General features: G+C 64.8%; 22 protein-coding genes. 11 read left to right on the top strand and 11 right to left on the bottom strand.

Annotation, left to right across the window (positions count from 1 at the left end):
* Nucleotides 1-166: 166 nt before the first annotated feature.
* Nucleotides 167-1,195 (top strand): BMP family protein, encoded by a 1,029-nt coding sequence (locus tag CAL18_RS18555; RefSeq protein ID WP_094818487.1) that lies wholly within the window; start codon nt 167-169, stop codon nt 1,193-1,195.
* Nucleotides 1,196-1,250: 55 nt separating this feature from the next.
* On the opposite strand, the gene CAL18_RS18550 is transcribed toward CAL18_RS18555, so the two are convergent.
* Entirely contained in the window at nt 1,251-2,081 is an 831-nt protein-coding gene (locus CAL18_RS18550) for an AraC family transcriptional regulator (RefSeq protein WP_094818486.1), read from the bottom strand.
* A gap of 426 nt (nt 2,082-2,507) precedes the next feature.
* Complete coding sequence (locus CAL18_RS18545) at nt 2,508-3,671, bottom strand: alpha-hydroxy acid oxidase (protein ID WP_026640581.1); 1,164 nt, start codon at nt 3,669-3,671, stop codon at nt 2,508-2,510.
* A 79-nt stretch (nt 3,672-3,750) separates the two neighbouring features.
* On the opposite strand from CAL18_RS18545, the gene CAL18_RS18540 reads away from it, so the two are divergent.
* Entirely contained in the window at nt 3,751-4,035 is a 285-nt protein-coding gene (locus tag CAL18_RS18540; RefSeq protein WP_026640580.1) for an acylphosphatase, read from the top strand.
* 31 nt (nt 4,036-4,066) lie between these two features.
* Nucleotides 4,067-4,543, top strand: coding sequence for a thioesterase family protein (locus CAL18_RS18535; protein WP_094797640.1), 477 nt, complete (start codon nt 4,067-4,069; stop codon nt 4,541-4,543).
* A 110-nt stretch (nt 4,544-4,653) separates the two neighbouring features.
* Here the strand turns inward: CAL18_RS18535 and gyrB are convergent, their stop codons facing one another.
* The 3 genes from gyrB to dnaA form a co-directional block, all read right to left on the bottom strand.
* Entirely contained in the window at nt 4,654-7,107 is a 2,454-nt protein-coding gene (gyrB, locus tag CAL18_RS18530; protein ID WP_026640578.1) for a DNA topoisomerase (ATP-hydrolyzing) subunit B, read from the bottom strand.
* A gap of 91 nt (nt 7,108-7,198) precedes the next feature.
* Nucleotides 7,199-8,308 carry a DNA polymerase III subunit beta gene (gene dnaN, locus CAL18_RS18525; RefSeq protein ID WP_026640577.1) on the bottom strand — a complete coding sequence of 370 codons (1,110 nt, stop codon included), beginning with the start codon at nt 8,306-8,308 and terminating at the stop codon, nt 7,199-7,201.
* 2 nt (nt 8,309-8,310) lie between these two features.
* On the bottom strand, nt 8,311-9,750 hold the full coding sequence (dnaA, locus tag CAL18_RS18520) for a chromosomal replication initiator protein DnaA (protein ID WP_094797637.1): 1,440 nt from the start codon (nt 9,748-9,750) through the stop codon (nt 8,311-8,313).
* A 268-nt stretch (nt 9,751-10,018) separates the two neighbouring features.
* Between dnaA and rpmH the strand changes: the two genes are divergently transcribed.
* The 8 genes from rpmH to CAL18_RS18480 all read left to right on the top strand — a co-directional run bounded on the left by rpmH (nt 10,019) and on the right by CAL18_RS18480 (nt 18,676).
* Nucleotides 10,019-10,153, top strand: a complete 135-nt coding sequence (gene rpmH, locus CAL18_RS18515) for a 50S ribosomal protein L34 (RefSeq protein ID WP_003800771.1) — start codon at nt 10,019-10,021, stop codon at nt 10,151-10,153.
* 50 nt (nt 10,154-10,203) lie between these two features.
* Nucleotides 10,204-10,575, top strand: a complete 372-nt coding sequence (locus CAL18_RS18510; protein WP_094818485.1) for a ribonuclease P protein component — start codon at nt 10,204-10,206, stop codon at nt 10,573-10,575.
* Nucleotides 10,572-10,844 (top strand): membrane protein insertion efficiency factor YidD, encoded by a 273-nt coding sequence (gene yidD / locus CAL18_RS18505; RefSeq protein WP_026640574.1) that lies wholly within the window; start codon nt 10,572-10,574, stop codon nt 10,842-10,844. Before CAL18_RS18510 ends, yidD begins: the two co-directional genes overlap by 4 nt.
* A gap of 61 nt (nt 10,845-10,905) precedes the next feature.
* On the top strand, nt 10,906-12,597 hold the full coding sequence (gene yidC / locus CAL18_RS18500) for a membrane protein insertase YidC (RefSeq protein ID WP_094818565.1): 1,692 nt from the start codon (nt 10,906-10,908) through the stop codon (nt 12,595-12,597).
* Between the two features lie 230 nt (nt 12,598-12,827).
* Nucleotides 12,828-14,267, top strand: a complete 1,440-nt coding sequence (locus CAL18_RS18495; protein WP_094797635.1) for a catalase — start codon at nt 12,828-12,830, stop codon at nt 14,265-14,267.
* A gap of 243 nt (nt 14,268-14,510) precedes the next feature.
* On the top strand, nt 14,511-15,515 hold the full coding sequence (locus CAL18_RS18490; protein WP_094818484.1) for a Bug family tripartite tricarboxylate transporter substrate binding protein: 1,005 nt from the start codon (nt 14,511-14,513) through the stop codon (nt 15,513-15,515).
* A 3-nt stretch (nt 15,516-15,518) separates the two neighbouring features.
* Entirely contained in the window at nt 15,519-17,051 is a 1,533-nt protein-coding gene (locus CAL18_RS18485) for a sulfatase (RefSeq protein ID WP_094797633.1), read from the top strand.
* Complete coding sequence (locus CAL18_RS18480; protein ID WP_026640569.1) at nt 17,048-18,676, top strand: GMC family oxidoreductase; 1,629 nt, start codon at nt 17,048-17,050, stop codon at nt 18,674-18,676. Before CAL18_RS18485 ends, CAL18_RS18480 begins: the two co-directional genes overlap by 4 nt.
* Nucleotides 18,677-18,697: 21 nt before the next feature.
* Here CAL18_RS18480 and CAL18_RS18475 read toward each other — a convergent pair whose 3' ends face one another.
* From CAL18_RS18475 to CAL18_RS18450, 6 genes are all read right to left on the bottom strand, one after another.
* Nucleotides 18,698-19,573 carry an ABC transporter permease gene (locus CAL18_RS18475; RefSeq protein WP_094818483.1) on the bottom strand — a complete coding sequence of 292 codons (876 nt, stop codon included), beginning with the start codon at nt 19,571-19,573 and terminating at the stop codon, nt 18,698-18,700.
* A gap of 19 nt (nt 19,574-19,592) precedes the next feature.
* On the bottom strand, nt 19,593-20,381 hold the full coding sequence (locus tag CAL18_RS18470; protein ID WP_094818482.1) for an ABC transporter ATP-binding protein: 789 nt from the start codon (nt 20,379-20,381) through the stop codon (nt 19,593-19,595).
* A gap of 1 nt (nt 20,382) precedes the next feature.
* Nucleotides 20,383-21,426, bottom strand: a complete 1,044-nt coding sequence (locus tag CAL18_RS18465) for an ABC transporter substrate-binding protein (protein ID WP_094818481.1) — start codon at nt 21,424-21,426, stop codon at nt 20,383-20,385.
* 13 nt (nt 21,427-21,439) lie between these two features.
* Nucleotides 21,440-22,342 carry a TauD/TfdA dioxygenase family protein gene (locus tag CAL18_RS18460; protein WP_038852499.1) on the bottom strand — a complete coding sequence of 301 codons (903 nt, stop codon included), beginning with the start codon at nt 22,340-22,342 and terminating at the stop codon, nt 21,440-21,442.
* Between the two features lie 147 nt (nt 22,343-22,489).
* Complete coding sequence (locus tag CAL18_RS18455) at nt 22,490-23,686, bottom strand: M20 aminoacylase family protein (protein ID WP_026640564.1); 1,197 nt, start codon at nt 23,684-23,686, stop codon at nt 22,490-22,492.
* A gap of 206 nt (nt 23,687-23,892) precedes the next feature.
* Nucleotides 23,893-24,960, bottom strand: coding sequence for an ABC transporter ATP-binding protein (locus tag CAL18_RS18450; protein ID WP_051423850.1), 1,068 nt, complete (start codon nt 24,958-24,960; stop codon nt 23,893-23,895).
* Nucleotides 24,961-24,982 lie beyond the last annotated feature (22 nt).

The raw sequence follows: 24,982 nt of genomic DNA, 5'->3' as shown, positions 1-24,982 counted from the left end.
TCTCCGAGTAGTTCCGCCACGCCATGCCGCGCAGTGCGCCAGCCTGCGATTATGCACTCAAGCGTGCTTTGCAACCGACAAGCTGCCTATAATCGCTTCGCGCGGCGCTCGCCTGCACCCGGCGTGCCGCCCGACCTCATCGCACTGCGTGCAGGAGCCTACGCCGATGATTTCCCGCAATACACCGCCAACCGCCCGACGAACGCGACGCGACGTCCTGGTGCGGCTGGGCGCGGCAGTCGGCTGGCTGGCCTCGGGCCGGCTGCACGCCCAGCCCGCCGCCCGCATCAAGGTCGCCGGGGTCTATACGGTGCACATCGGCCAGCAATGGGTGTCGCGCGTGCACCGGGCCCTCGTGCTTGCCAGTGCCCGCGGTGAAATCGATTATGTATTTTCCGAAAACGTCTCGCACGACACCTACGAGCAGGTGCTGCGGCGCTATGCCGATGGGGGCGTCCAGCTGATCGTGGGCGAGGCTTTTCGCGCCGAGGCGGCTTCAAGGGCGGTGGCGCGCGACTATCCCCAGACCGCCTTCCTGATGGGCTCGTCGGGGCGGCCGCAGCAGCCCAACTTCTCGGTATTCGACAACTATATCCAGGAACCCGCCTACCTGAGCGGCATGATCGCCGGCGGGCTCAGCGAAAGCGGCCGGATCGGTCTGGTGGGCGGCTATCCCATACCCGAGGTCAACCGCCTGATGCACGCCTTCATGGATGGCGTGCGTGAAGTCAATCCTGATGCGGTGTTCTACGTATCGTTCATCGGTTCGTGGTTCGATCCGCCCAAGGCCAGGCAGGCGGCCCACAGCATGATCGACCAGGGCGTCGACATCCTTTACGCCGAGCGCCTGAACGCCGTTCAGGCCGCACAAGAGCGCGGCAAGCTGGCCATCGGCAACGTCGTGGACGCGCGGCATCAGTACCCGGACACGGTGGTCGTCTCGGCGCTCTGGGACGCCGAGCCCACAATCGTGCGGGCGCTTACCATGGTGCGGCGCGGCACCTTCAAGGCCGACGACTACGGCATGTATTCGCAGATGCGCTACCAGGGCTCGATGCTGTCATCGCTGGGCGCGTTCGCCGACAAGCTGCCGGGCGGGCTGGTGGCAAGCGTCGAGTCGCGGCGCAAGACCATCCTGGATGGCAGCTTCACGATCAAGATCAACGACACACAGCCGCAGTCGACGGCCCCCTGAACCGGCCGGCCCCGGCGCCCGGGCCGTTGCGCAGCCCGGGCGCGGCCGCCCGCCATTACGCCAGCGGCAGATAGATGCGCGTCTTCAATTCCGACGCCGGCGTCACCTTGGGGTCGTTGACGTATTCTTCCCACATGGGAAAGTCCAGGGTCTCATGGCCGCTTTCGGGCAGCCATTCCGAAAACAGCCAGTTATAGGCGGCTTCGATCTCGCTATAGGGGCCGGTGTATTCCAGCACCGCACAACGCGCCGCGGGCAGCGCAAAAGGCTCGAACACGGCGTCCACCGCCGCACCTGCCGGCACGGTCAGCCCGGCACGCGAGCGCAGCTGCGCAGCCGGCACTTGCGCGGGGTCGTCGTAGTACACGCCAAAGGACCGCGTATCCGGCCCCACCAGGTCGCGGCTGGACGCCAGCATGAACAGTCGGTCGAAAGTGGCGCCGATGTGCTGGTAGTCGCCCTGATGCGCCAGGGTGGCCAGTGACGCGCCGGAAAATTGCTCGATGGTAGTGGGATACATGCCTAGCTCCTGAGGGTTGAAAGGTCTGGAGCGCGCATGACGATACCGGCCCGGCGGCATTCCGAACACCGCGCCGAACGCGCGGTTGAAGGCGGCTTGCGAGGCGTACCCCGCGCGTTGCGCCACCTGCTGCATCGGACGATTGCCTGCCAGATCCACCGACGCGCGATGCATGCGCAGCCGCTGCATCGTGGCGTTCACCGTCTCACCCATCAGCGCGCGGTACACGCGATGAAAATGGTAGGGCGACAAACACGCCAGGTCGGCCAGGTGATACAGGTCGGGCGCCGCATCGGGGTGGGCGGCCAACCATTGCAGCACGGGTTCCAGCCGGGTGGCGTAGTGGATACGGGTCGTGGATTTCATGCGTCCTCCAGGGCTCCCACTGTATTTCCGGCCGATTTGCAGATTTTGCGCATTTTGCGCAGGCAGACCGCGCATACATGTGCAGCAACGGCCGCCTGCCGCGTCGGCAGGCCTTCGAGCGCATCACAAAGTGCCGGGTCCCGCGCAAGGTGTCAGACACCCTTCGGGAGTCAGACACCGCTGCAGCAACCATGGCCAGCCCCACCGCACGCGCCGCCGATAGCCCGGTGTCTGACTCCGAAGGGTGTCTGACACCGCCCTGGCAACCATGGCCAAGCCCCACCGCACGCGCCGCCGATAGCCCGGTGTCTGACTCCCGAAGGGTGTCTGACACCGCCCTGGCAGCCATGGCCAGCCCCACCGCACGCGCCGCCGACGGCCCGGTGTCTGACTCCCGAAGGGTGTCTGACACCGCCCGCGGCCGTCTCAAGTCGGATACGTTCCCGGCACCAGCAGACTGCGGTCGCCCGGCGTGATGGACTTGCGGCCGCACAGCGCCATGGTGACGTCCATTTCCTTGTACAGGATCTCCAGCGCGCGCGTCACGCCGGCCTTGCCGTAGGCGCCCAGGCCGTAGAGGAACGCGCGGCCTATCATGGTGCCCCGAGCCCCCAGCGCCACCGCCTTCAGGACATCCTGCCCCGACCGTATCCCGCCATCCATCCATACCTCGATACGCGAACCCACCGCGTCCGCGATGGCCGGCAGGGCGCTGATGGATGACATGGCGCCATCGAGCTGGCGGCCGCCATGGTTGCTGACAATCAGCGCGTCGGCGCCGCTATCGGCCGCCAGGCGGGCATCTTCGACATCCAGCACACCCTTCAGGATGAGCTTGCCGCCCCAGCGCTGCTTGATCCATTCGACGTCGGCCCAGCTCAGGCGCGGATCGAACTGCTCGGCCGTCCACGACGACAGGGACGACAAATCGGCCACCCCCTTGGCGTGCCCCACGATGTTGCCGAACGTGCGCCGCCGTGTGCCCAGCATACCCATGCACCACCGCGGCTTGGTGGCCAGGTTGAGCAGATTGGCCAGCGTGGGCTTGGGCGGCGCCGACAGACCGTTGCGAATGTCTTTGTGCCGCTGGCCCAGGATCTGCAGGTCCAGCGTCAGCACCAGCGCCGAACACCCCGCGGCCTTCGCGCGGTCGATCAGGTTGGCCACGAACTCGCGGTCGCGCATGACATAAAGCTGGAACCAGAATGGCTTGCCGGTCGCGCGGGCCACGTCTTCGATCGAGCAGATGCTCATCGTTGACAGCGTAAAGGGCACCCCGAACTCGGCCGCGGCCTGCGCCCCCAGGATCTCGCCATCGGCGTGCTGCATGCCCGTCAGCCCCGTCGGCGCAATGGCCACCGGCATGACCGCCTCGGTGCCGGCCAGGGTCGTGCGCAACGACCGGCCTTCCATATCGACGGCTACCCGCTGGCGCAGCTTGATCGCCTGGAAATCGGCCTCGTTGGCGCGATAGGTGCCTTCGGTCCATGCGCCGGAGTCGGCATAGTCATAGAACATGCGCGGCACACGTTTCTGGGCGACGGCGCGCAGCTCTTCAATGCAGGTGATCTTGGCAAGATTCGGATTCATGGGACACTATTAGAGCAATAGAGGACCAACAGGGCGTAGCAAGTATACGCGCGCCCTGCGCCACCACAGGAACCGCAGTATGCAAGCCCCTCAACACGAAACCGTACATGTCATTGTCAAGGGCGTCGTACAGGGCGTGGGATACCGGCACGCCACCGTGCGCCGCGCCCATATGCTGGGTGTAACAGGATGGGTGCAGAATATGGAAGACGGCACCGTGCAGGCCCTGGTGCAGGGCACCGCCGACCAGGTCGACCACATGCTCGAATGGCTGCGGCGCGGCCCGCCCGCCGCCCAGGTGCGCGAGCTCATCACCGAGCGCCAATACATCGACAAACGCTACGCCCGCTTCGAGCAACTCTAGGCTTTCACCCTTACGCTACACGGATATCGCCATGCCTACCTTGCCTACCTTGCAACTGAAGGTCGAACCCGACTGGATCGATCTTTACGGCCACATGAACGCCGCCCGCTATGTGGGGGTTTTCGATCACTACGGCTACGAACTGCTGGGCGAACTGGGGGTGGGCGAAAGCTACACACGCGAATCGCGCTGCGGCATCTACACCGTGGACATCGCGGTCAGCTACCGGCGCGAGCTGCTGGCCGGCGACCCGCTGGAATTGCGGCTGCGCGTGCTGGGCGCCGACGACAAGCGGCTGCTGTGCCTGATGGAACTCTTCCAGACCCGCGACAACTACCTCGCGGCCACGATGGAACAGCTGTCGGTGCACGTCAACCTCGACACGCGCCGCAGCCAGGCGTTTCCGGACTCGCTGCTGCACTCGCTGCAGGCGGCCGCCCACACCCATGCAACCGTGCCGCTGCCCGATCGCCATGTCTGGCGGCTGTCCCTGGCCCGCCGGGCCTGATGCCCTGACTCGCCTGCGCGCGGCGGCAACGGCCGGATAAAACAAGGCTGCCCGAGGGCAGCCTTGTTCATGCCGGGCCGCGGGCCGTCGCCGGCCCGGACATCGAACGCTTACGCGTCGATATTGGACGCCGACAGCGCATGGGTTTCGATGAACGCGCGGCGCGGCTCGACGTCGTCGCCCATCAGCGTGGTGAAGATCTCGTCGGCGGCGATCGCGTCTTCGATCTTCACGCGCAGCAGGCGGCGCACGGTCGGGTCCATGGTGGTTTCCCACAGCTGCTCGGGATTCATTTCACCCAGGCCCTTATAGCGCTGCTTGGAAATGCCGCGTTCGGCTTCGTTGCGCAGCCACTGCATGGCCTCGCGGAAGTCGCCGATGAACTGTTCCTTGCGCTTGTCGCCTTCGCCACGCGCCACGACGGCGCCGGGGCCGATCAGGCCCAGGAAGGTCTTGGCAGACTTGGCCAGCACGGCGTAGTCGGCGCCTTGCACGAAGTCGGCGTCGATGATGCTCAAGCGCACGTTGCCGTGATGCATGCGGCGCACCATCAGGCGATGCTGCTCTTGCGCTTCGTCGAACTCGGCGGTGACCTCTACGCCGTTGCCCGCCACCGCTTCGCGCAGCGCGTCAGTCAGGCGCTTGGCGGACGCCGCGGCCGTCTCGCCGGTGGACAGGTCGATCTCGACGCCTTCGGCCATGGCCGACAGGGCATCCACGTCAAACAGGCGCGACAGGCGCGCAATGACGGCATCGGCCAGTACGTACTGGCGCGCGAGCTCGGCCAACGCTTCGCCGGTGATGGGCTCGGCGCCTTGCGACGGGATGAGCGCGGCGTCTTTCAGCGCCAGCTGCAGCATGAACTGCGCTTCTTCCTGGTCGTCTTTCAGATAGCGCTCTTCGCGGCCGACCTTCACCTTGTACAGCGGCGGCTGCGCGATGTACACGTAGCCGCGCTCGATCAGCTCGGGCATCTGGCGATACAGCAGCGTCAGCAGCAGCGTGCGGATGTGCGCGCCGTCGACGTCCGCGTCGGTCATGATGATCAGGCGGTGGTAGCGCAGCTTGTCGATATTGAAATCCGGCCCGATGCTGGTGCCCAGCGCCGTGATCAGCGTGGCGATCTGTTCGCTGGCGATCAGGCGGTCAAAGCGCGCCTTCTCGACGTTGAGCACCTTGCCGCGCAGCGGCAGGATGGCCTGGAACTTGCGGTCGCGCCCCTGCTTGGCCGAGCCGCCGGCCGAGTCGCCTTCGACGATGTACAGCTCGCACAGCGCCGGGTCTTTCTCTTGGCAGTCAGCCAGCTTGCCCGGTAGGCCGGCGCCTTCCAGCACGCTTTTACGGCGCGTCATTTCGCGGGCCTTGCGCGCGGCCTCACGGGCGCGCGCGGCCTCGATGATCTTGCCGCACAGGGCCTTGGCGTCGTTCGGGTGTTCCAGCAGCCAGGTTTCCAGCGTGCGAGCCACGGCGTCTTCCACGGCCGGACGCACTTCGCTGGACACCAGCTTGTCTTTGGTCTGGCTGCTGAACTTGGGCTCGGGCACCTTCACCGACAGCACGCAGGCCAGACCTTCACGCATGTCGTCGCCAGCCGTTTCGACCTTGGCCTTCTTGGCCAGTTCATTATCGGCGATGTACTTGTTGATGACACGGGTCATGGCGGCGCGCAGGCCGGTCATGTGGGTGCCGCCATCGCGCTGCGGGATGTTGTTGGTGAAGCACAGCACGGTTTCCGAGTACGAGTCGTTCCATTGCATGGCGACTTCGACGCCCACCGGCACGCCGCCCGCGCTGGATTCGGCCGACACCGCGAAAACATTGGAATGCAGCACGGTCTTGGAACGATTGATGTACTCGACAAAGCCGCGCACGCCGCCCGAGAAGGCGAAGTTCTCTTCCTTGCCCTGGCGCTGGTCGACAAGGCGGATTTTCACGCCATTGTTCAGGAACGACAGTTCGCGCAGGCGCTTGGACAGGATGTCGTAGTGGTATTCGACGTTCGTGAAAATCTGCGGGTCGGCCAGGAAGCGTACTTCGGTGCCGCGCTTGTCGGTAGGGCCGGTAACCGTCAATGGCGCCACGCGCACGCCCTGGCGGAACTCCATCTGGTGCACCTGGCCGTTGCGGCGGATGGTCAGGCGCAGCCATTCGGACAGCGCGTTCACGCACGACACGCCCACGCCGTGCAGCCCCCCGGACACCTTGTACGAGTTCTGGTCGAACTTGCCGCCTGCGTGCAGCTCGGTCATGACGATTTCGGCGGCGCTGCGGCCGAACTCGTCGTCTTTGTGGATGTCGGTGGGAATGCCGCGTCCGTTGTCGGTCACGGAAATCGAATTGTCGGTGTGAATGGTGACCACGATGTCGTCGCAGTGCCCGGCCAGGGCCTCGTCGATCGCGTTATCGACTACCTCGAACACCATGTGGTGCAGACCCGTGCCGTCGGACGTGTCGCCGATATACATGCCCGGGCGCTTGCGCACGGCCTCCAGCCCTTTGAGCATCTTGATCGAATCGGCGCCATAGCCGGCGTTCTCGGGATTGCTGTTCTGCTGATCTGACATGTTTATATCGCTAACACTTCAAAAGACGGCCAGGCGGCCGGACCACGGCGGGCGGCCTGGCGCCCGCGCGGCATGAGCCCATATGCGCGGATCAGATCCGCATGGGCATGACGACGTACTTGAACTGCTCGTCGTCGGGCAGGGTGATCAGCGCCGACGCGTTGGCATCGGGCATCACCGACCACTGCACATTCTCGGTCTTGACGTTGGACAGGACGTCGAGCAGGTAGCCGACGTTGAAGCCCACATCGAGCGCTTCGTGGCCGTAATCGATGTCGAGTTCTTCCTGGGCCTCTTCCTGCTCGGCGTTGGAAGACGAGATTTTCATCTGGTTCTGCGCCAGCTGCAGACGCACGCCCTTGAACTTGTCGGTGGTGAGAATGGCCGCGCGCTGCAGGCTGCCTTGCAGGGCCTCGCGGCTGATCACGAAATGGCGGGTGTAGTTGGTGGGGATCACCCGCGTGAAATCGGGGAACTTGCCTTCGACCAGCTTGGACACCAGTTCGACATCGCCGAAGCGGAAACGGATCTGGCCCGGCGCCACGTCGATGGAGACGGGCTCGTCGGAATCTTCAAGCAGGCGCTGCATTTCAAGCACCGTCTTGCGCGGCACGATGACTTCGTGGCGCTGCTCGATGCCGTCGGCCTTGGTGGCGCAATGGGCCAGGCGGTGGCCGTCGGTGGCCACGGCGCGCACGTGGCCGGCTTCGAACACCAGCAGCATGCCGTTCAGGTAATAACGGATGTCTTGCTGCGCCATGGCAAAGTGCACCATGTTCAGCAGGTGGCGCAGGGTGCGCTGCGGCAGGCTCAGCGACACATCCCAGTGGTCGGGTTGAGCCACGGTGGGGAATTCGCTGGCGGCCAGCGTCTGCAGGGCGAACCGGCTCTTGGCCGACTGCACCGACAGCTTGTTGTTGGCCAGGCCGAGCTTGACTTCGCCCGTGTCGGGCAACGCTTTCAGGATGTCCAGCAACTTGCGCGCGGCGACCGTGGTGGATTCGTTGTCATTGCCCACGCCGAAATCGGCATGCGTGGTGATCTGGACTTCGAGGTCGGTGGCAATGAAGGCGACCTTGTTGCCTTCCTTGCGCATGAGGATGTTCGCCAGGATGGGCAGGGTATGGCGTCTTTCGACGATTCCCGCCACGGTCGACAGCGGTTTCAGCAATGCATCGCGCGTGGTTTGTACGAGTTGCATGTTCATCCTTTTAGAGTTTGTTCCAACACGTGCAGGGTATGGTTAAGCTCGGCCTGCTTGGCGCGGGCATCGGAAATCTTGCGTACCGCATGCAGCACGGTGGTGTGGTCGCGGCCACCGAACAAATCGCCGATTTCCGGCAGGCTTTTCTGGGTGAGCTCCTTGGCCAGGTACATGGCGACCTGGCGCGGCAAGGCAATATTGGCGGGACGCCGTTTCGAATACATGTCGGCGACCTTGATCTTGTAGAAATCGGCCACCGTTTTCTGGATGTTCTCGACCGTGATCTGCCCGTTGGACACCGACAGCAGGTCTTTCAGCGCCTCTTTGCAGACGTCGACCGACAGCACATCGCGCCCGTGGAAGCGGGCATAGGCCAGCACCTTGCGCAACGCGCCCTCGAGTTCGCGCACATTGCTGCGCAAATGCTTGGCAATGAAGAAGGCGACTTCCTCGGGCATGGGAACGCCTTCGGATTCGGCCTTGCGCAGCAGGATGGCCACGCGCATTTCGAGTTCGGGCGGCTCGATGGCGACGGTCAGGCCGGAATCGAAGCGCGAGATCAGGCGGCTGTCGATGCCGGCGAGTTCCTTGGGGTAGGTGTCGCTGGTGATGATGATCTGCTTGCGCTGCGCGACCATCGCTTCAAAGGCGTAGAAGAATTCTTCCTGGGTGCGGCTTTTGCCCGAAAAGAACTGGATGTCGTCGATCAGCAGCAGGTCAAGCGAATGGTAATAGCGCTTGAAGTCGTCGAACGCCTTGCGCTGGTACGCCTTGACCACGTCGGACACGTACTGGTCGGCGTGCACATAGCGCACCCGCACGCCCGTGCCCGCGGCCACCATGGCGTTGCCGATGGCATGGATCAGGTGGGTCTTGCCCAGGCCCACGCCGCCATACAGGAACAGCGGGTTGTACGAAATGCCGGGGTTCTCGGCCACTTGCAGCGCCGCGGCGCGGGCCAGCTGGTTGGCCTTGCCGGTAACGAAGTTTTCGAAGGTAAGGTCCGTGTTCAGGCGGGACCGCTCGTACACCACGCCGGCGGCATCGGCCTGCATGGCCGCCGCCACGTTCGCCGCGGGCGGATTCGGCGCCTGCGCCGGCACGGCGCCCTGGACGGCGGGCGCGACCGGCGCCGCCGCCCCGGGGGCCGGGGACGGCGCGCGGGGGGCCGCCGGCATGCGCGGCGCCGCGCTGCCCGATGGCAGCTCGAAAGCAACCTGCACCGGCCGCTGGAACCATTCGGCGGCCAAGGCCTCTATCTGGTGGGAAAAATTCTTGCGCACCCAGTCCAGCTTGAACCGGTTGGGCGCGGCAACGCGTAACACGGCCTGCGTCTCGTCGTACGCAAGCGGCACCAGCGGCCTGATCCAGGCGCTGATCTGTTGGGGGGGGAGTTCCTGCTCTAGACGACTGACGCAGGTCTGCCAGAAATCTTTCATGTCGCTCTTGTTCAAACCTCGATTCTACCTTGCCTGGGGGTAGGTTATCCACAGGCCGGACGTGCCCCTTGCCCGCGCCCGACCCGTAACTGTTTGACAAGGCAGAGAAAACTTGCTGAAATGATGGGCTTTTCCGAATTCTGTCTGTCAGAAGGTTCTATTTACGCGCACCGGGGGCACCCCCGGTTGCCTTATGCGCCAAGCGTTGTCCTGGCCAAGAACCCGTCGGGCAGGTCCCTTCTGACTTTGTTCTTTTTGTGGATCGTCCATGAAACGCACCTACCAACCTTCCGTTACCCGCCGCAAGCGTACCCACGGCTTTCGCGTGCGCATGAAAACCCGTGGCGGCCGCGCCGTACTGAACGCCCGCCGCGCCAAGGGCCGCAAGCGCCTGGCCGTCTAAGGCCGGCACCCGGTCTATTCGTCCGCCGCGTATCGCCGCTCCGGTCGTTCATGCCGCGCGCCACGCTTCCTCCCGAGGCGCGGCTGCATCGCCCCTCTGAGTTTGCCGCTGCCCTTAAAGGGCGCCGGCTGGCCCGAGGGGCTTTCTTCGTCCTCAGCGGCGCGCCCAACGCCCTGCTGCCCGGCCAGCCCGAACAGGCCCGTCTGGGCATGGTGATCGCCAAGCGCTATGCGGCTCGCGCGACCACGCGCAACGCCATCAAGCGGGTCATACGCGAATCGTTCCGGCACCATCGGCAGCAGTTGCCCGCTCGCGACTACGTGGTGCGGCTGCACAGCAAGCCCGCTGCCGCCACACTTACTGAACTCAAGCAGCAGGTGCGCGCCGAAGTAGACGCTCACTTCTCACGGGTGCGGCCATGATCAAGGCCTTCCTGATCGCCCCCATCCGGTTCTACCGGTTCTTTCTCAGCCCCTGGCTGGGCCGGCAGTGCCGGTTCACCCCCACCTGCTCGGCGTATGCGATTGAAGCCATCGAGCAGCACGGCGCCTGGCGGGGCCTGTTGATGGCGGCGGGCCGCATCGGCCGCTGCCATCCCTGGGCCGCCGGCGGCTACGACCCGGTGCCCCATACGCATCATCCCGACTCGCCCCCGTGTAACGCCCATCGGCACCGCACTGGTCCCAATTGACGCTAAACTCGCGGGTTTGCCGTTCCGCTTCCGGCCGGCCCGCATACTTACCGTAGGCATCATGGATATCCGACGAACCATCCTCTGGATGATCTTCTCTTTTTCGCTGTTGCTCCTGTGGAACAACTGGCAAGTCCAGCACGGCAAGCCGTCGTTGTTCGGCGCGCCCCCCGCCGGGGCCGGCGCCGAATCGTCCGCGCAACAGCCCGGCGCCAACGGCCAGACGGCCACGCCTTCGGTGCCATCGGCGCCGGCCGCGGCCGCCGCGCCCAGCGCAGTGCCAGGGGCGGCCCCCGCGCCGGCGGCCGCCCAGGCCGAACAAGTGGTGGTCAGCACCGATGTATTGCGCCTGACCTTCGACACCACGGGCGCCCAACTGGTACGGGCGGAACTGCTGAAATACCCCACCGCCGGTCAGCCCAACAAGCCCACCATCCTGCTCGACCGCTCGCCCGAACTGACGTACGTCGTGCAGTCCGGCCTGGTGGGTGCGCCCAATGGCCAGAACTTCCCCACCCACCTGACGCCTTTCCGCGTGGTGTCCAGCGAGCGCGAGCTGTCCGGCGACACCCTCAAAGTCGTGTTCGAGGCGGAATCGGGCGGCTTGAAGGTCACCAAGACCTACACACTGCATCGTGGCCGCTACGACATCGACGTCCAGCATTCGCTGACCAACGCGTCCGATGCGCCGCTGTCGCCTTCGCTGTACCTGCAGCTCGAGCGCGACGGCAACGACCCGGCGGACACGTCCAGCTTCTATCACACGTTCACGGGCTTCGCGGTCTACTCTGAACAGGACAAATTCCAGAAGATCACCTTCTCGGACATCGCCAAAGACAAGGGCGACTACATCAAACAGGCCGACAACGGCTGGATCGCCGTGGTGCAGCACTACTTCGCCACGGCCTGGGTACCGCCCCAGGGCAAGCCCCGCGCCAACGAACTGCTGCAAGTCCAGCCCAACCTGTACGCGGCGCGCAGTATCGAAGCCGTGGGCGCGGTGCAGCCCGGCGACACCGCCCGTGTCGACTCGCACCTGTGGGTAGGCCCGCAAGACCAGAAGGCCATGGGCGAACTTGCGCCCGGGCTTGAACTGGTGGTCGATTACGGCTGGCTCACCATCATCGCCAAACCCCTGTTCCTGCTGCTGACGTGGTTGCACGGGCTGCTGGGCAACTGGGGCTGGGCCATCGTCGCCCTTACCGTGATCATCAAGGCCGTGTTCTTCCCGCTGGCCTCGGCCAGCTACCGGTCGATGGCGCGCATGAAGCAGGTGGCGCCGCGTCTGCAGGCCCTGAAAGAAAAGTATGGCGACGACCGCCAGAAGCTCAACCAGGCCATGATGGAGATGTACCGCACCGAGAAAATCAACCCGCTGGGCGGCTGCCTGCCCATGCTGGTGCAGATCCCGGTGTTCATCGCCCTGTACTGGGTGCTGCTGGCCAGCGTCGAAATGCGCGGCGCGCCGTGGATCCTGTGGGTGCAAGACCTGTCGGTGCGCGATCCGTACTTCATACTGCCCGCGATCATGATGGCGACCATGTTCCTGCAGATCAAGCTGAACCCCACGCCGCCTGATCCCATCCAGGCCAAGGTCATGATGATCATGCCCCTGGTGTTTGGCGGCATGATGTTCTTCTTCCCCGCAGGCCTGGTGCTGTACTGGTGCGTGAACAACACCCTGTCCATCGCACAGCAATGGGTGATCACGCGCGGCATCGAGCGCAAGGCCGCCACCGCAGCCAACAGCTGATCCGACTGCGGCCCGCATCACACGGCCGCCAAGGGCCGGGCTTCTGACAGAGCCCGGCCCTTTTTCTATTTCGGAAGGTCGCGGCCGTGTCGGTCCGGCGTCCGGCACAGGCCGGTTAGGTTTTATTTATGGAATTTGATTAATAAATCAATTTCCTAGAATTAATAGTTTTTCCTAATATGAGTCCACGCGCCGCCCTGCGGCCCTCGTCACTCAGCTTGGAAAGACGCATGACAGACAAAACTCTTACGACTGCCGCCGGCGCTCCCGTCGCCAACAACAACCATTCGCTCACGGCCGGCCCGCGCGGCCCGGTCTTGTTGCAGGATGTCTGGCTTATCGACAAGCTGGCCCACTTTGCCCGCGAACGCATTCCCGAGCGCGTCGTGCACGCCAAGGGCTCGGGCGCGTATGGCACGCTGACCATCACGCACGACATCACCCGGTACACGCGCGCCAGGGTTTTCGCCGAAGTCGGCAAGCAAACCCCCTTGTTCCTGCGGTTTTCTACCGTGGCCGGCGAACGCGGCGCGGCCGACGCCGAACGCGACGTGCGCGGCTTTGCACTGAAGTTCTATACCGAAGAAGGCAACTGGGACCTGGTGGGCAACAACACGCCGGTGTTCTTCCTGCGCGACCCCGTCAAGTTCCCGGACTTCATCCACACGCAAAAGCGCGACCCGCAGACCAACCTGCGCAGCGCCACGGCGGCATGGGATTTCTGGTCACTGAACCCGGAATCGCTGCATCAGGTCACCATCGTGATGAGCGATCGAGGCCTGCCGAAGAACTACCGGCAGCAGCACGGCTTCGGCTCGCACACGTACAGCTTCATCAATGCCGACAATGAACGCTTCTATGTGAAGTTCCACTTCAAATCGCTGCAGGGCATCGCCAATTACACCGACGCCGAAGCCGCCGACGTCGTGGGCAGCGACCGCGAAAGCGCGCAGCGCGACCTGTACGAACATATCGAGCGGGGCGACTTTCCGCGCTGGGCCATGAAAGTGCAGATCATGCCCGAGTCCGAAGCGGCAACCTACCACATCAACCCGTTCGACCTGACCAAGGTGTGGCCGCATGCGGACTACCCCTTGATCGACGTGGGCGTCATCGAACTTAACCGCAACCCGCAAAACTACTTTGCCGAAGTGGAGCAGGCGGCGTTTACGCCCGCCAACGTCGTGCCGGGCATCGGCTATTCGCCCGACAAGATGCTGCAGGGCCGCCTTTTCTCGTACGGCGACGCGCATCGCTACCGGCTGGGCGTCAATCATCACCAGATACCGGTCAATGCACCGCGTTGCCCCTTCCATAGCTTCCATCGCGATGGCGCGGGACGCGTAGACGGCAACCTGGGCGGCACGATCAACTACGAGCCGAACAGTTTCGGCCAGTGGCGCGAATCCCCCGCCGCGGCCGAGCCGCCGCTGGCGCTGGACGGCCAGGCCGCCGACCGCTGGAGCCACCGGGTCGATGATGACTACTATTCGCAGCCCGGCGCGCTGTTCCGGTTGATGACGCCGGCCCAGCAGCAGGCCTTGTTCGACAACATTGCCCGCCACATGGCTGGTGTGCCCGAAACCATCCAGCGCCGGCAGCTGGAGCATTTCCGCCGCGCAGACCCCCGTTACGCGGCGGGTGTCGCGGCCGCACTCGGCCTGAACTGACCCCATGGCCGTCGCGGCAACGCGACGGCGCCCCATGGGCCCCTATCGCCCCACGGCATCGCGCCGTGGGGCGATGCTTTTGGCGCGCGCGGCTCGGAATACGTGCAGCGCTCTTGACATATCGACTGTGCCGGTCGTATGGTTTATAGAACCTTTAGATGTATAGCGAAATACACACCCCATGCAACGCCATACGCCGGATCGCGCCTGCAATAAGCGCCGGCCTTGGCACAGGAGACAAGTATGAAGCGTTTTGCCCTAGCGGGCGCCGCCATCGGCCGCCGCCGTTTCACTTCGGGTCTGGCAGGCCTGCTGCTGCTCGGCGGGGTGACCACAGCCGCAGCGGCAAACTACCCGACGCAGGCCATACGCATCGTCGTCCCCTGGCCTGCGGGTGGCCTGGTCGACCTGCCGGCAAGGCTGCTGGCCGATAAGCTGCAGGCCGAGCTTGGCGTTACCGTGGTGGTCGAGAACAAGCCTGGGGCGGGCGGCACCATCGGGGCCGACGCAGTGGCCAAGGCGGCTCCCGACGGGTACACGCTGATGGTAACGACCAGTGCCATCGCCATCAATCAGGCGGTGGGCCTGCCGCAGCCGTTCACGCTATTGCAGGATTTCAAGCCGGTCGCGCCGCTGGCCTATGCTTCGCTCATCCTGGTCACTCACCCGCAGCAAGGGCCCAAGACACTGTCCGATCTGGTTGATCGGGCGCGTGCCGCGCCGGGGCAGCTCAACTATGCATCCGCGGGCAACGGCACGCCGGGACACCTGGCCGGCGAATGGCTGAAATCCCGCGAGCAGTTGGATATCGTGCATGTTGCCTACAAGGGCGGCCCGCCCGCCATGACGGACCAGATTGGCGGCAGAGTGGATTTCCATTTTGCCAACGCCGCGGTGGCATTGCCGCAGCTGGCGGCCGGCAAGGTCACGGCGGTGGCGGTCGGCGGCGCGCAGCGTATGCCGCAATTGCCCCAGGTGCCCACCATGAAAGAGGCCGGCATCGCCGGGTTCGACACCGATCAATGGATAGGCCTGCTGGCCCCCGCCGCCACACCGGCTGCCGTGATCGACCGCCTGAACCAGGCCACGGGCAAGGCGCTGCAAGACCCGAAAGTCCGCGAGGCCTTGACGGCCGCGGGCATTACGGCAGCCGACCCCACCCCAAGCGATGCGTTCGCCGCGCAGGTGCGCGCCGACCTGGACAAATGGACCGACGTGGTCCGCAGCGCGCAGATCAAGGTGGAGTGATACATGCGTACTATTTTCATGCTGTTCGATTCGCTGATGCGCTCGGCGCTGCAATGCTACGGCGGCACGGCCATCGATACGCCCAACTTCAACCGGTTCGCGCAAAAAGCCGTGGCGTTCGATCGGCATTTCGTGGGCAGCCTGCCGTGCATGCCCGCCCGCCGCGAGATGCATACCGGACGGCTGAACTTCCTGCACCGCAGCTGGGGGCCGCTGGAGCCGTTTGACCAGTCGTTCGCACAGTTGCTCGGCGCACAAGACATATACACGCACCTGGTGTCCGACCATTACCACTACTGGGAAGACGGCGGCGCGACTTATCACAACCGCTACAACACCTGGGAATTCGTGCGCGGCCAGGAATGGGACAAGTGGAAAGCCATGGTGCAGCCGCCCCTGGAACGCTTGCGCGCCATGTACCACCCCATGCAGCACCCCATGGGCAAGAACGACGGCCGGGTACAGGCGATGGTGAACCGCGAATTCATGCGCGAAGAAGCCGACTATTGCTGCCCGCGCACCTTCGACGCCGGCCTGGAGTTCCTGGAACACAACCGCCATGCGGACAACTGGCTGCTGCACCTGGAATGCTTCGACCCGCACGAGCCCTTTCATGCGCCGGCCCATTATCGCGAACGGTATCCCACCGATTACGACGGCCCCATCCTCGACTGGCCGCGCTATAAGCGCAATGAAGAATCGGCCAGCGAGATCGCCGAGCTGCGCGCGAACTATGCGGCGCTGGTGGCCATGTGCGACCACCATTTCGGCCGGCTGCTCGATTTCATGGACAAGCACGACATGTGGAAAGACACCGCCGTGGTGCTGACCACCGACCACGGCTTCCTGCTGGCCGAGCACGACTGGTGGGGCAAGAACCGCATGCCCTTCTATAACGAGATCGCGCATATACCGCTTATGGTCTATCACCCTGACTGCGCCAGCCAGGCGGGGCAACGGCGCATGGCACTGACGCAGACCATCGACATCATGCCCACGCTGCTGGCCTTGCATGGCGTAGAGGCGCCCCCCACGTGCGATGGCCGGTCATTGCTGCCGCTGTTGACGCAAGACGGCCCGGGGCGCGAGGCCGCGCTTTACGGCATGTTCGGGGCCGGCACCAACATTACCGATGGCCGGTACACCTACTTCTTGTACCCCGAAGACATGACGCGCCAGCAGTTGTACGAATACACACTGATGCCGATGCACCTGAAATCCATGTTCCATGTCGACGACCTGCGTGGGTTGGAGCTGGCGCCGCCGTTTTCCTTCACCCAGGGCGTTCCGTTGCTGAAAGTGCCCGCGCGCCGCAACGATCGTGGCCAACCCACCGGCCACCAGGGGCAGGGCGGCGGATACGAAGACACCACGACGGTGCTGTATGACCTGGAGACCGACTATGCGCAAGAACAACCGTTCCGCGACGCGGCGATCGAAGCACGACTGCAGGAGCTGATGATGAAGATCATGCGCGACAATGACGCGCCCGCCGAAGCGTACTCGCGGCTGGGCCTGCGGACGCCCGCGCCATGAGCCGCGACACCGGGCGGCCCGGGGGCTACGACTACATCATTGTCGGCGCGGGCTCGGCAGGCTGCGTGCTGGCCAACCGGCTCAGCGCCGACCCCCGCTGCCGTGTCCTCTTGATCGAGGCGGGCGGCAGCAGCCGCAATTTCTGGCTGCGTTTGCCGATCGGGTACTTTCGCACCATCTACGACCCCCGGTTCTCGTGGCAATTCTCCACCGAACCCCAGCAGGCCACCGGCAACCGCACCATCGTGTGGCCGCGCGGCCGCGTGCTGGGCGGCTCCAGCGCCATCAACGGGCTGCTGTACATCCGTGGGCAGCATGCAGACTTCGACGACTGGCAGCGGCTGGGCGCCGACGGGTGGAGCTATAGGCAGGTGCTGCCGTTTTTCAAGCGATCCGAACGCTACCAGGGCGGCGCCAATGAATACCATGGCGCGTCGGGCGAATTGTGCGTCTCGGATCTGCGCAACAACCACCCGTACTGCCACGCATGGCTGCAGGCCGGCGCCGAAGCGGGCTTTGCGCACAACCCCGATTTCAACGGGGCACAGACCGAAGGGCTGGGATCGTACCAGCTTACGCTGCGGGGCCACTGGCGCTGCGATGCAGCCACGGCCTTCCTGCTGCCCGTACTGGCCCGCCCCAACCTCAAAGTCCTGACTCACGCCCACGTCACCCGCGTGCTGATCCGGCAGGGTCGGGCAACCGGTGTGGAATGGCTGCGCGATGGCGTGGTGGAATCCGCGCGCGCCGAAAGCGAGGTACTGCTTGCCGCCGGCGCGCTGCAGTCGCCCCAGTTGCTGCAGTTATCGGGCGTGGGCCCGGCCGCGCTGCTGCAACAGCACGGCATAGCGGTCACGGCAGACCTGCCCGCCGTCGGCGAGAACCTGCAAGACCACTATCAGGCACGGGTGGTAGTCAAGCTGCGCAAGAAGATGTCATTGAACGACCAGTCGCGCAGCATCGCAGGGTTGGCGTCCATGGGCGCGCAGTGGCTGTTTTCCCAATCGGGCCCCCTGACCGTGGGCGCGGGCCAGATGGGCGGCATGGTGTGCAGCCGGTACGCGCAGGGCGGCCGGCCCGACCTGTTGTTCAACGTCATGCCTCTGTCGGTAGACAAGCCGGGCGACCCCCTGCACCGGTTTTCGGGCTTTTCGGCCTCGGCTACACAATGCCGGCCGCTGTCGCGTGGGCACGTGCGCATACGCTCTGCCGATGCGCTGCAGCCGCCGGCCATTGTCACCAACTATCTCACCGAGCCGCACGATGCGCGCGTGCTGGTGGACGGCTTGAAGATACTGCGGGACATCTTCCGGCAGCCGTCGTTCCGCGATCTGGTCACATCCGAAGAATATATGCCCGGCAATGCGGTGACCGACGATGCCAGCCTGGAACAGTTTGCCCGCCACAACGGCGGCACGGTGTTCCATGCCAGCGGCTCGTGCAAGATGGGCAAGGACGAAAGCGCGGTGGTAGACCCGGAATTGCGCGTGCACGGCGTGTCGGCCCTGCGCGTGATCGACGCGTCGGTCATGCCTGCGATGGTGTCCACCAACACCAACGCTGCAAGCATCATGATCGGGGAAAAGGGCGCCGACCTGGTGCTGCGCGCCGCCGGCAGACGGTGATTCCGGGCCCAGTACCCGGAGTTACTTCTGCATGCCCCACCGCCGCACGGTCACGCGTTCCAGTGTGTTGAACACCAGGTTCTCGACCGCCAGCCCTATCATCACCACGGCCGCCAGGCCCGCGAACACGCGGTCGGTATAGAGTTCATTGCGGTTCTGGAAGATGTACCAACCCAGGCCGCCCTTGCCGCTCGATGCGCCGAACACCAGTTCGGCCGCGATCAGCGTGCGCCACGCAAACGCCCAGCCGATGCGCAGCCCCGCCACGATAGACGGCAGAGCCGCCGGTATGAGAATGCCCAGCACATACCGCGGCCCCTTCAGGCCATAGTTGCGTCCCGCCATGCGCAGCGTTTCCGGCACCGCCAGGAAACCGGAATAGATGTTCAGCGCCAACGCCCACAGCACGGAGTGAATCAGCACGAACACCAGGCTGCCTTCGCCCAGGCCGAACCACAGCAGCGCCAGCGGCAACAGCGCAATTGCCGGCAGAGGGTTGAACATGGCTGTCAACGTCGAGAGTACGTCGCGGCCCACCCGCGTCGAGACAGCGAGCGTGGTAAACGCGAACGCCAGCACGATGCCCGCCGCATAGCCCTTGAGCAGCACGGAAAGCGACTGGAGCGCGCGGCGGGGCAACTCGCCATCCAGCAAGCCCTGCACGAAAGCCTGGGCGGTCTGCCATGCGCCCGGCAACAGCAGGTCATTGTCGGTATACCGGGCCGCCGCTTCCCATGCCAATGCGAGCAGCAGCAGAATGCCCGCCTTGCGCAGGCCGGCATGCTGGCGCAGCCGCTCGTGCCAAGCCAAAGGCGCCTCGCTAGCCAGCTCCGGCAGGGGCGGCAGGATGTATTCGATTTCGGGACGCGCCGCGGCGCCGCTTGCTTGCAATGTCATGACAGGACTTCCGGCGGGCTCAGGCGGCCCGCTGCAGCGGACGATGCGCGGGTGCGTCGAACAACAGATCATGGATGCGCCGCGTTGCCGCCTGGAACGCCGCGGACCCCTGGCTGTGCAAGTCGAACGCCTGGGCGTCGAGCTCGGCCCGCACGCGGCCGGGATGCGGCGACAACAGCAGAATGCGATTGCCCAGCACCAGCGCCTCTTCGATCGAGTGCGTGACGAAAAGCAGGGTGAAACGCGCTTCGTCCCACAATGCCTGCAGTTCTTCTTGCATCTTGCGGCGCGTCAGCGCATCCAGCGCCGCGAACGGCTCGTCCATCAGCAAGATGCGCGGCTGCATGACCAGCGCACGCGCGATCGCCACCCGCTGCTTCATTCCACCCGACAGGGTATGAGGGTATGCGCCCGCAAATGCCGACAGGCCCACCTTGTCCAGGTAGTGCAGCGCGCGCTCGCGCGCCTCGGCCCGGCCCAGCCTGCGCGAGGCCGCCAGTGGAAACATCACGTTGTCCAGCACCGTCTTCCAGGGCGGCAGCTGGTCGAATTCCTGGAACACCACGATGCGATCGGGCCCGGGGCCCGACACCGGATTGCCGCCCAACAGGATCTGGCCGGATGTGGGCGCGACAAAACCCGCGATGGCCTTGAGCAGGGTGGATTTGCCACACCCGGATGCGCCCAGCAGGATATAGCGATCGCCTTCCAGCACATCGAAGCTGACCTCGTGCGTTGCCCGCACACGGCGCTGCGGCGTCTTGTATTCCAGTGTCAGGTCTCGCACCTGCAGTAGCGATTCTGACATCTCAGCTGCCCTGCCCGATGGCGGGATCGTCGAAGAAGTATTCGGTCCAGTCGTGGGGGGTTTTCTTGATGGCGCCCACCTGGCCCATGAACTTGGCAAGCACCAGCGTATTGTTGGGCTGCAAGGTAAATGACACGTCGGGATTGGTAATGACCTTGACCAGGAAATCGCGGTGGAGTTTCGCCCCCGTCACGCGCAGATAAATATCGGCCGCCTGCTCCGGATTGGCCGACACGAATTGCGCCGCCTCTTGCAGCGCCTTCAGGAAAGCGCCGTAAGTCTTGGGATTATCTTCGCGAAACTTCTCGGTAGCGAACAGCACCGTGGCGGAACTGGGCCCGCCCAGCACATCGTACGAATTCAGCACGATGCGCGCGTCGGGGTTCTGCGCCAGCTCCTGGTCCTGGAACGGCGGGTTGCCGAAGTGCGCCGTGATTTCCGTGCCGCCCGAGATAATGGCGGCCGCCGCGTCAGGGTGCGGCATGGCCACCGAGATCGTATCCAGCCTGGCATACTGCGCATCGCCCCATTGCTTGGCCGCAGCCAGCTGCAGCACGCGAGCCTGTACCGACACGCCCACCGCCGGCAGGGCGATGCGGTCTTTATCGGTGAAGTCGGCGATCGTCCTGACTGCAGGGTTGTTGGTCACCAGGTAATAGGGAAAATTGCCCAGCGACGCCACGCCCTTGACGTTCTGGCGGCCGCGCGTGCGATCCCAGATGGTAAGCAGGGGGCCCACGCCCGCCGCGGCGATGTCCACGCTGCCCGACAACAACGCATCGTTGACCGCCGCGCCCCCGGATAGCTTGACCCATTCCACCTCGATATCCACACCGGCCGCCTTGCCGTGCTTTTCGATCAATTGCTGGTCGCGCGCCACATTCAACATCAGGTACACGATGCCGTACTGCTCGGCGATGCGCAGGCGGCCTTCGGCCAGCGCCGGCGTGGGCGACAACAGCGCCAGCACGGCAATCACGAGCGCCAGGAACGCGGCGCCAAGGTAGCGGCGCAGGCGATGTCGGGGGGGGGACAGTTTATGCATGGTGTGATCCCGTTCAGTACGGCAGGTCGCCTTCGATGGTGGTGCGATACAGCTTGCGGCGCAGGTGCGGCGGGCACCCCGTGGCCAGGTGGATCAGCGACCGGTTGTCCCAGAAGACCAGATCGTGATCGCGCCATACGTGGCGGTACGTGTGCTCGGGCCGCACGCTGTGCGCGAACAGCTCGTCCAGAATCTGCCGGCTTTCGTCTTCGGGCAGGCCCTCGATGCGGGTCGTGAAGCCTTCGCTGACAAACAGCGCCTTGCGGCCGGTTTCCGGATGCGTGCGCACGACGGGATGCACGACCTCCTGCACTTGTGCCAATTGCTCGGGGCTGAGGGTGGGGCGCCAGTTGCCGTCTTTCTGCATCTGGCCATACTTGGCCAGATACGAGTGCACGGCGCGCCGGCCATCGATGGCCCGGCGCAAGTGAAGCGGCAGTGTCTCGTACGCCTTGTGCATGTCCGCGAACAGGGTGTCGCCGCCCTCGGCGGGCAGTTCCTGCGCATGCAGCAGCGAGCCCAGGCTGGGCAGCGGCTTGTACGAGATGTCGGAATGCCAGTACTTGCCTGCATCACCCAGCCCCACGGGCTTGCCCTGCTCGATGATGTTCGACACGATCAGGACTTCTGGATGGCCCGGCAAGTGGTACTGGTGCAGTACGTGGATCATCAGCTTGCCGAAGCGGCGGCTGAAGTCGATATGCTGCTGCGGCGTGATGCGCTGGTCGCGAAAGACCACTACATGGTGGTCCAGGTGCGCGCGGTGCACGCGCGCGAAGTCATCGTCGCCCAGCGGCTGTGCAAGGTCCAGGCCGACGATTTCGGCGCCCAGCCCGCCGGGCAGGGGGCGGACATCGAAATCCTGGAAAAATGCATCGGCTCGTTCGGCGTGGCGCAGCGCGGTACTGGCAGACATGGACGGCTCCGGTATTCAGAGCCTTGAATTATGCAAACCGCCGCCTGCACCCCCAACGAAGTTATCGGTGTTTGGACAAAGCCTCAGGTCATATAGGTCCGCAGCGCCGCGCACCACACTGGCCGCGCGGCGGCGGGGCAGCGCCGTTCAGGCGGCCAGGAACTTTTCGACCAGCTTGACCCAGTAGGTGGCGCCCACCGGCAGCAAGGCGTCATTGAAGTCGTAGTTGGGGTTGTGCAGTTGGCAGGGCCCCATGCCGTGATAACTGGCCAGGCGGTGGTCACCGTCGCCGTTGCCCAGGAACAGATAGCAACCGGGAACCTTCTCAAGATAAAAGGCAAAGTCTTCGGCGCCCATGAAAGCGGGGATATCGCAGTTGACCTGCTCGTCGCCGAAGGTTTCGCGCGCCACCTGGGCGGCAAACTCGGTTTCCTTTTCCCAGTTCACCAGCGGCGGATAGGCGCGCACGAAATCCAGTTCGCCCGTCGCGCCATATACCTGCGGCAGGGTCGTGGCAATGCGGCGCATGCCTTCTTCGATCTGGTCCAGCACGTCCACCGTGTAGGTGCGCACCGTTCCACGCAGCACGGCCTCGCCGGGGATGACGTTGTAGGCGTCGCCGGCATGGATCTGGGTGATGGTCAGCACCGCCGATTCCAGCGGGTCTTTGCTGCGCGAGATCAGCGTCTGCAGCGCGTGCACCATATCCGCCGCGATGACGATGGAGTCCACCGAACGGTGCGGCTGCGCCGCATGGCCGCCCACGCCGCGTATGGTGATGTCCCACCGGTTGCTCGACGCCATCGCGGGGCCGCTGCGAAAGCCGAACTGGTTCACCGGCATGCCCGGCATGTTGTGCAGCCCGAACACGGCGTCGCAGGGGAATTTCTCGAACAGGCCGTCTTCCATCATGGCGCGCGCGCCGGCATTGCCGCCTTCTTCGGCGGGCTGGAAAATGAAGACGACAGTCCCGTTGAAATTGCGGTGCTTTGCCAGGTACTCGGCTGCGCCCAGCAAAATGGTCGTATGTCCATCGTGGCCGCAACCGTGCATGCGGCCTTCGATGGTGGACTTGTGCGCGAAACGATTGTGCTCGGGCATGGGCAGGGCGTCCATGTCGGCGCGCACGCCGACGGTCTTGCCGCCCGATCCCGACTTCAGCACGCCCACCACGCCCGTCTTGCCAAAGCCGGTATGCACCTCGATACCGAAGCTGCGCAGCCGTTCGGCCACCAGCGCCGACGTACGGGTTTCCTGGAACGCCAGTTCGGGATGCGCATGGATATCGCGCCGCAGACTGGTCAAGTCGGCATGAGCGCGTTCAATCTCATCAATGGTTTTCATAGCGTCTGGCCTACAGAAATTGCTGATACCCAAGTCTTTTAGCATATTGGGGGCGCATTTCCGGCGGAGCAAATAAACCGCTCCGCGGGCGTGCATTCAACCGCCCACCGCTCGGTGTCAGACACCCTGCCGGGAGTCTGACACCCACCGAACATCACCCACCCGCTCACCCCGCCCACGCCCCGGTGTCTGACTCCCGCAGGGTGTCAGACACCATTCGCGCTTGCGCCGGCCGCGCCCGGGCGTCCCGGCTCATCATTCAAATGACATGCGCTGGCGTGGCCGGGCGCGATCTGGCGCAGCAGCGGCCGCTCGGCCGAGCAGCGCGGCATGGCGTGCGGGCACCGGGGATGAAACGCACAGCCAGCCGGCGGCGCCAGCGGCGAGGGCAGCTCGCCCTTGATGGGCTGGTAATCGCGCCGTCCGGGGCGCAGGTCCGGCAGCTCTTTCAGCAGGGCCTGGGTGTACGGGTGATTCGCCCGCGAGAACACCGCCTCGGTCGGCGCGAGTTCGACAATGCGGCCCAGGTACATGATGGCCACACGGTCCGAGATATGGCTCACCACGCTGAGATTATGACTGATGAAGAGATACGTCAGGTCCAGCTCGCGGCGCAACTGCGCGAACAGATTCAGCACTTGCGCCTGGATCGACACATCCAGCGCGGCGACCGCCTCGTCGCACACGATCACCGATGGCTTGAGCGCCAGGGCGCGTGCAATGCCGATGCGCTGTCGCTGCCCGCCAGAGAACTGGTGCGGATAGCGCTGCGCGTAAGCCGGGTCCAGGCCCACCTGGCGCATCAAGCCAGCCACATAAGCGGCCTTCTCGCCACTGCGGATCAGGCCGTGCGCCACGGGCGCCTCGCCGATGATGTCCAGCACCCGCATGCGGGGGTTCAACGATGCATAAGGATCCTGGAAGATCATCTGCACCCCAAGTTCATAGGCGCGGCGCTCGCGTGCCGGCATCTTCGCCACGGACGCGCCGCGGTACAGGATTTCTCCCCCTGTGGGGCGCAGGATGCCGGCCACCATGCGGCCCAGGGTCGACTTGCCGCAGCCGGACTCGCCGACGATGCCTATCACTTCGCCCGCGCGCACGTCCAGGTCCACGCCGCCCACCGCCTGCACCACCAGCGTCTTCAGGCCGGCCCCGAACAGGTTGGCGATGCGGCCGGCCAAATCGACAGGCTGCACGAAATGCTGCTCTACCTGTCGCAGCGACAAAACCGGAACGCCTGCCTGCCGCGATGGCGGTTGCCCCGAAGGCACGGAAGACGGGAATGCGGGGGTC

The organism is Bordetella genomosp. 7 (assembly GCF_002261415.1).
Lineage (GTDB): Bacteria > Pseudomonadota > Gammaproteobacteria > Burkholderiales > Burkholderiaceae_B > Bordetella_A.
Note: the sequence above shows the minus strand (reverse complement) of the source record. Positions and strands in the feature narration are given on the sequence as shown.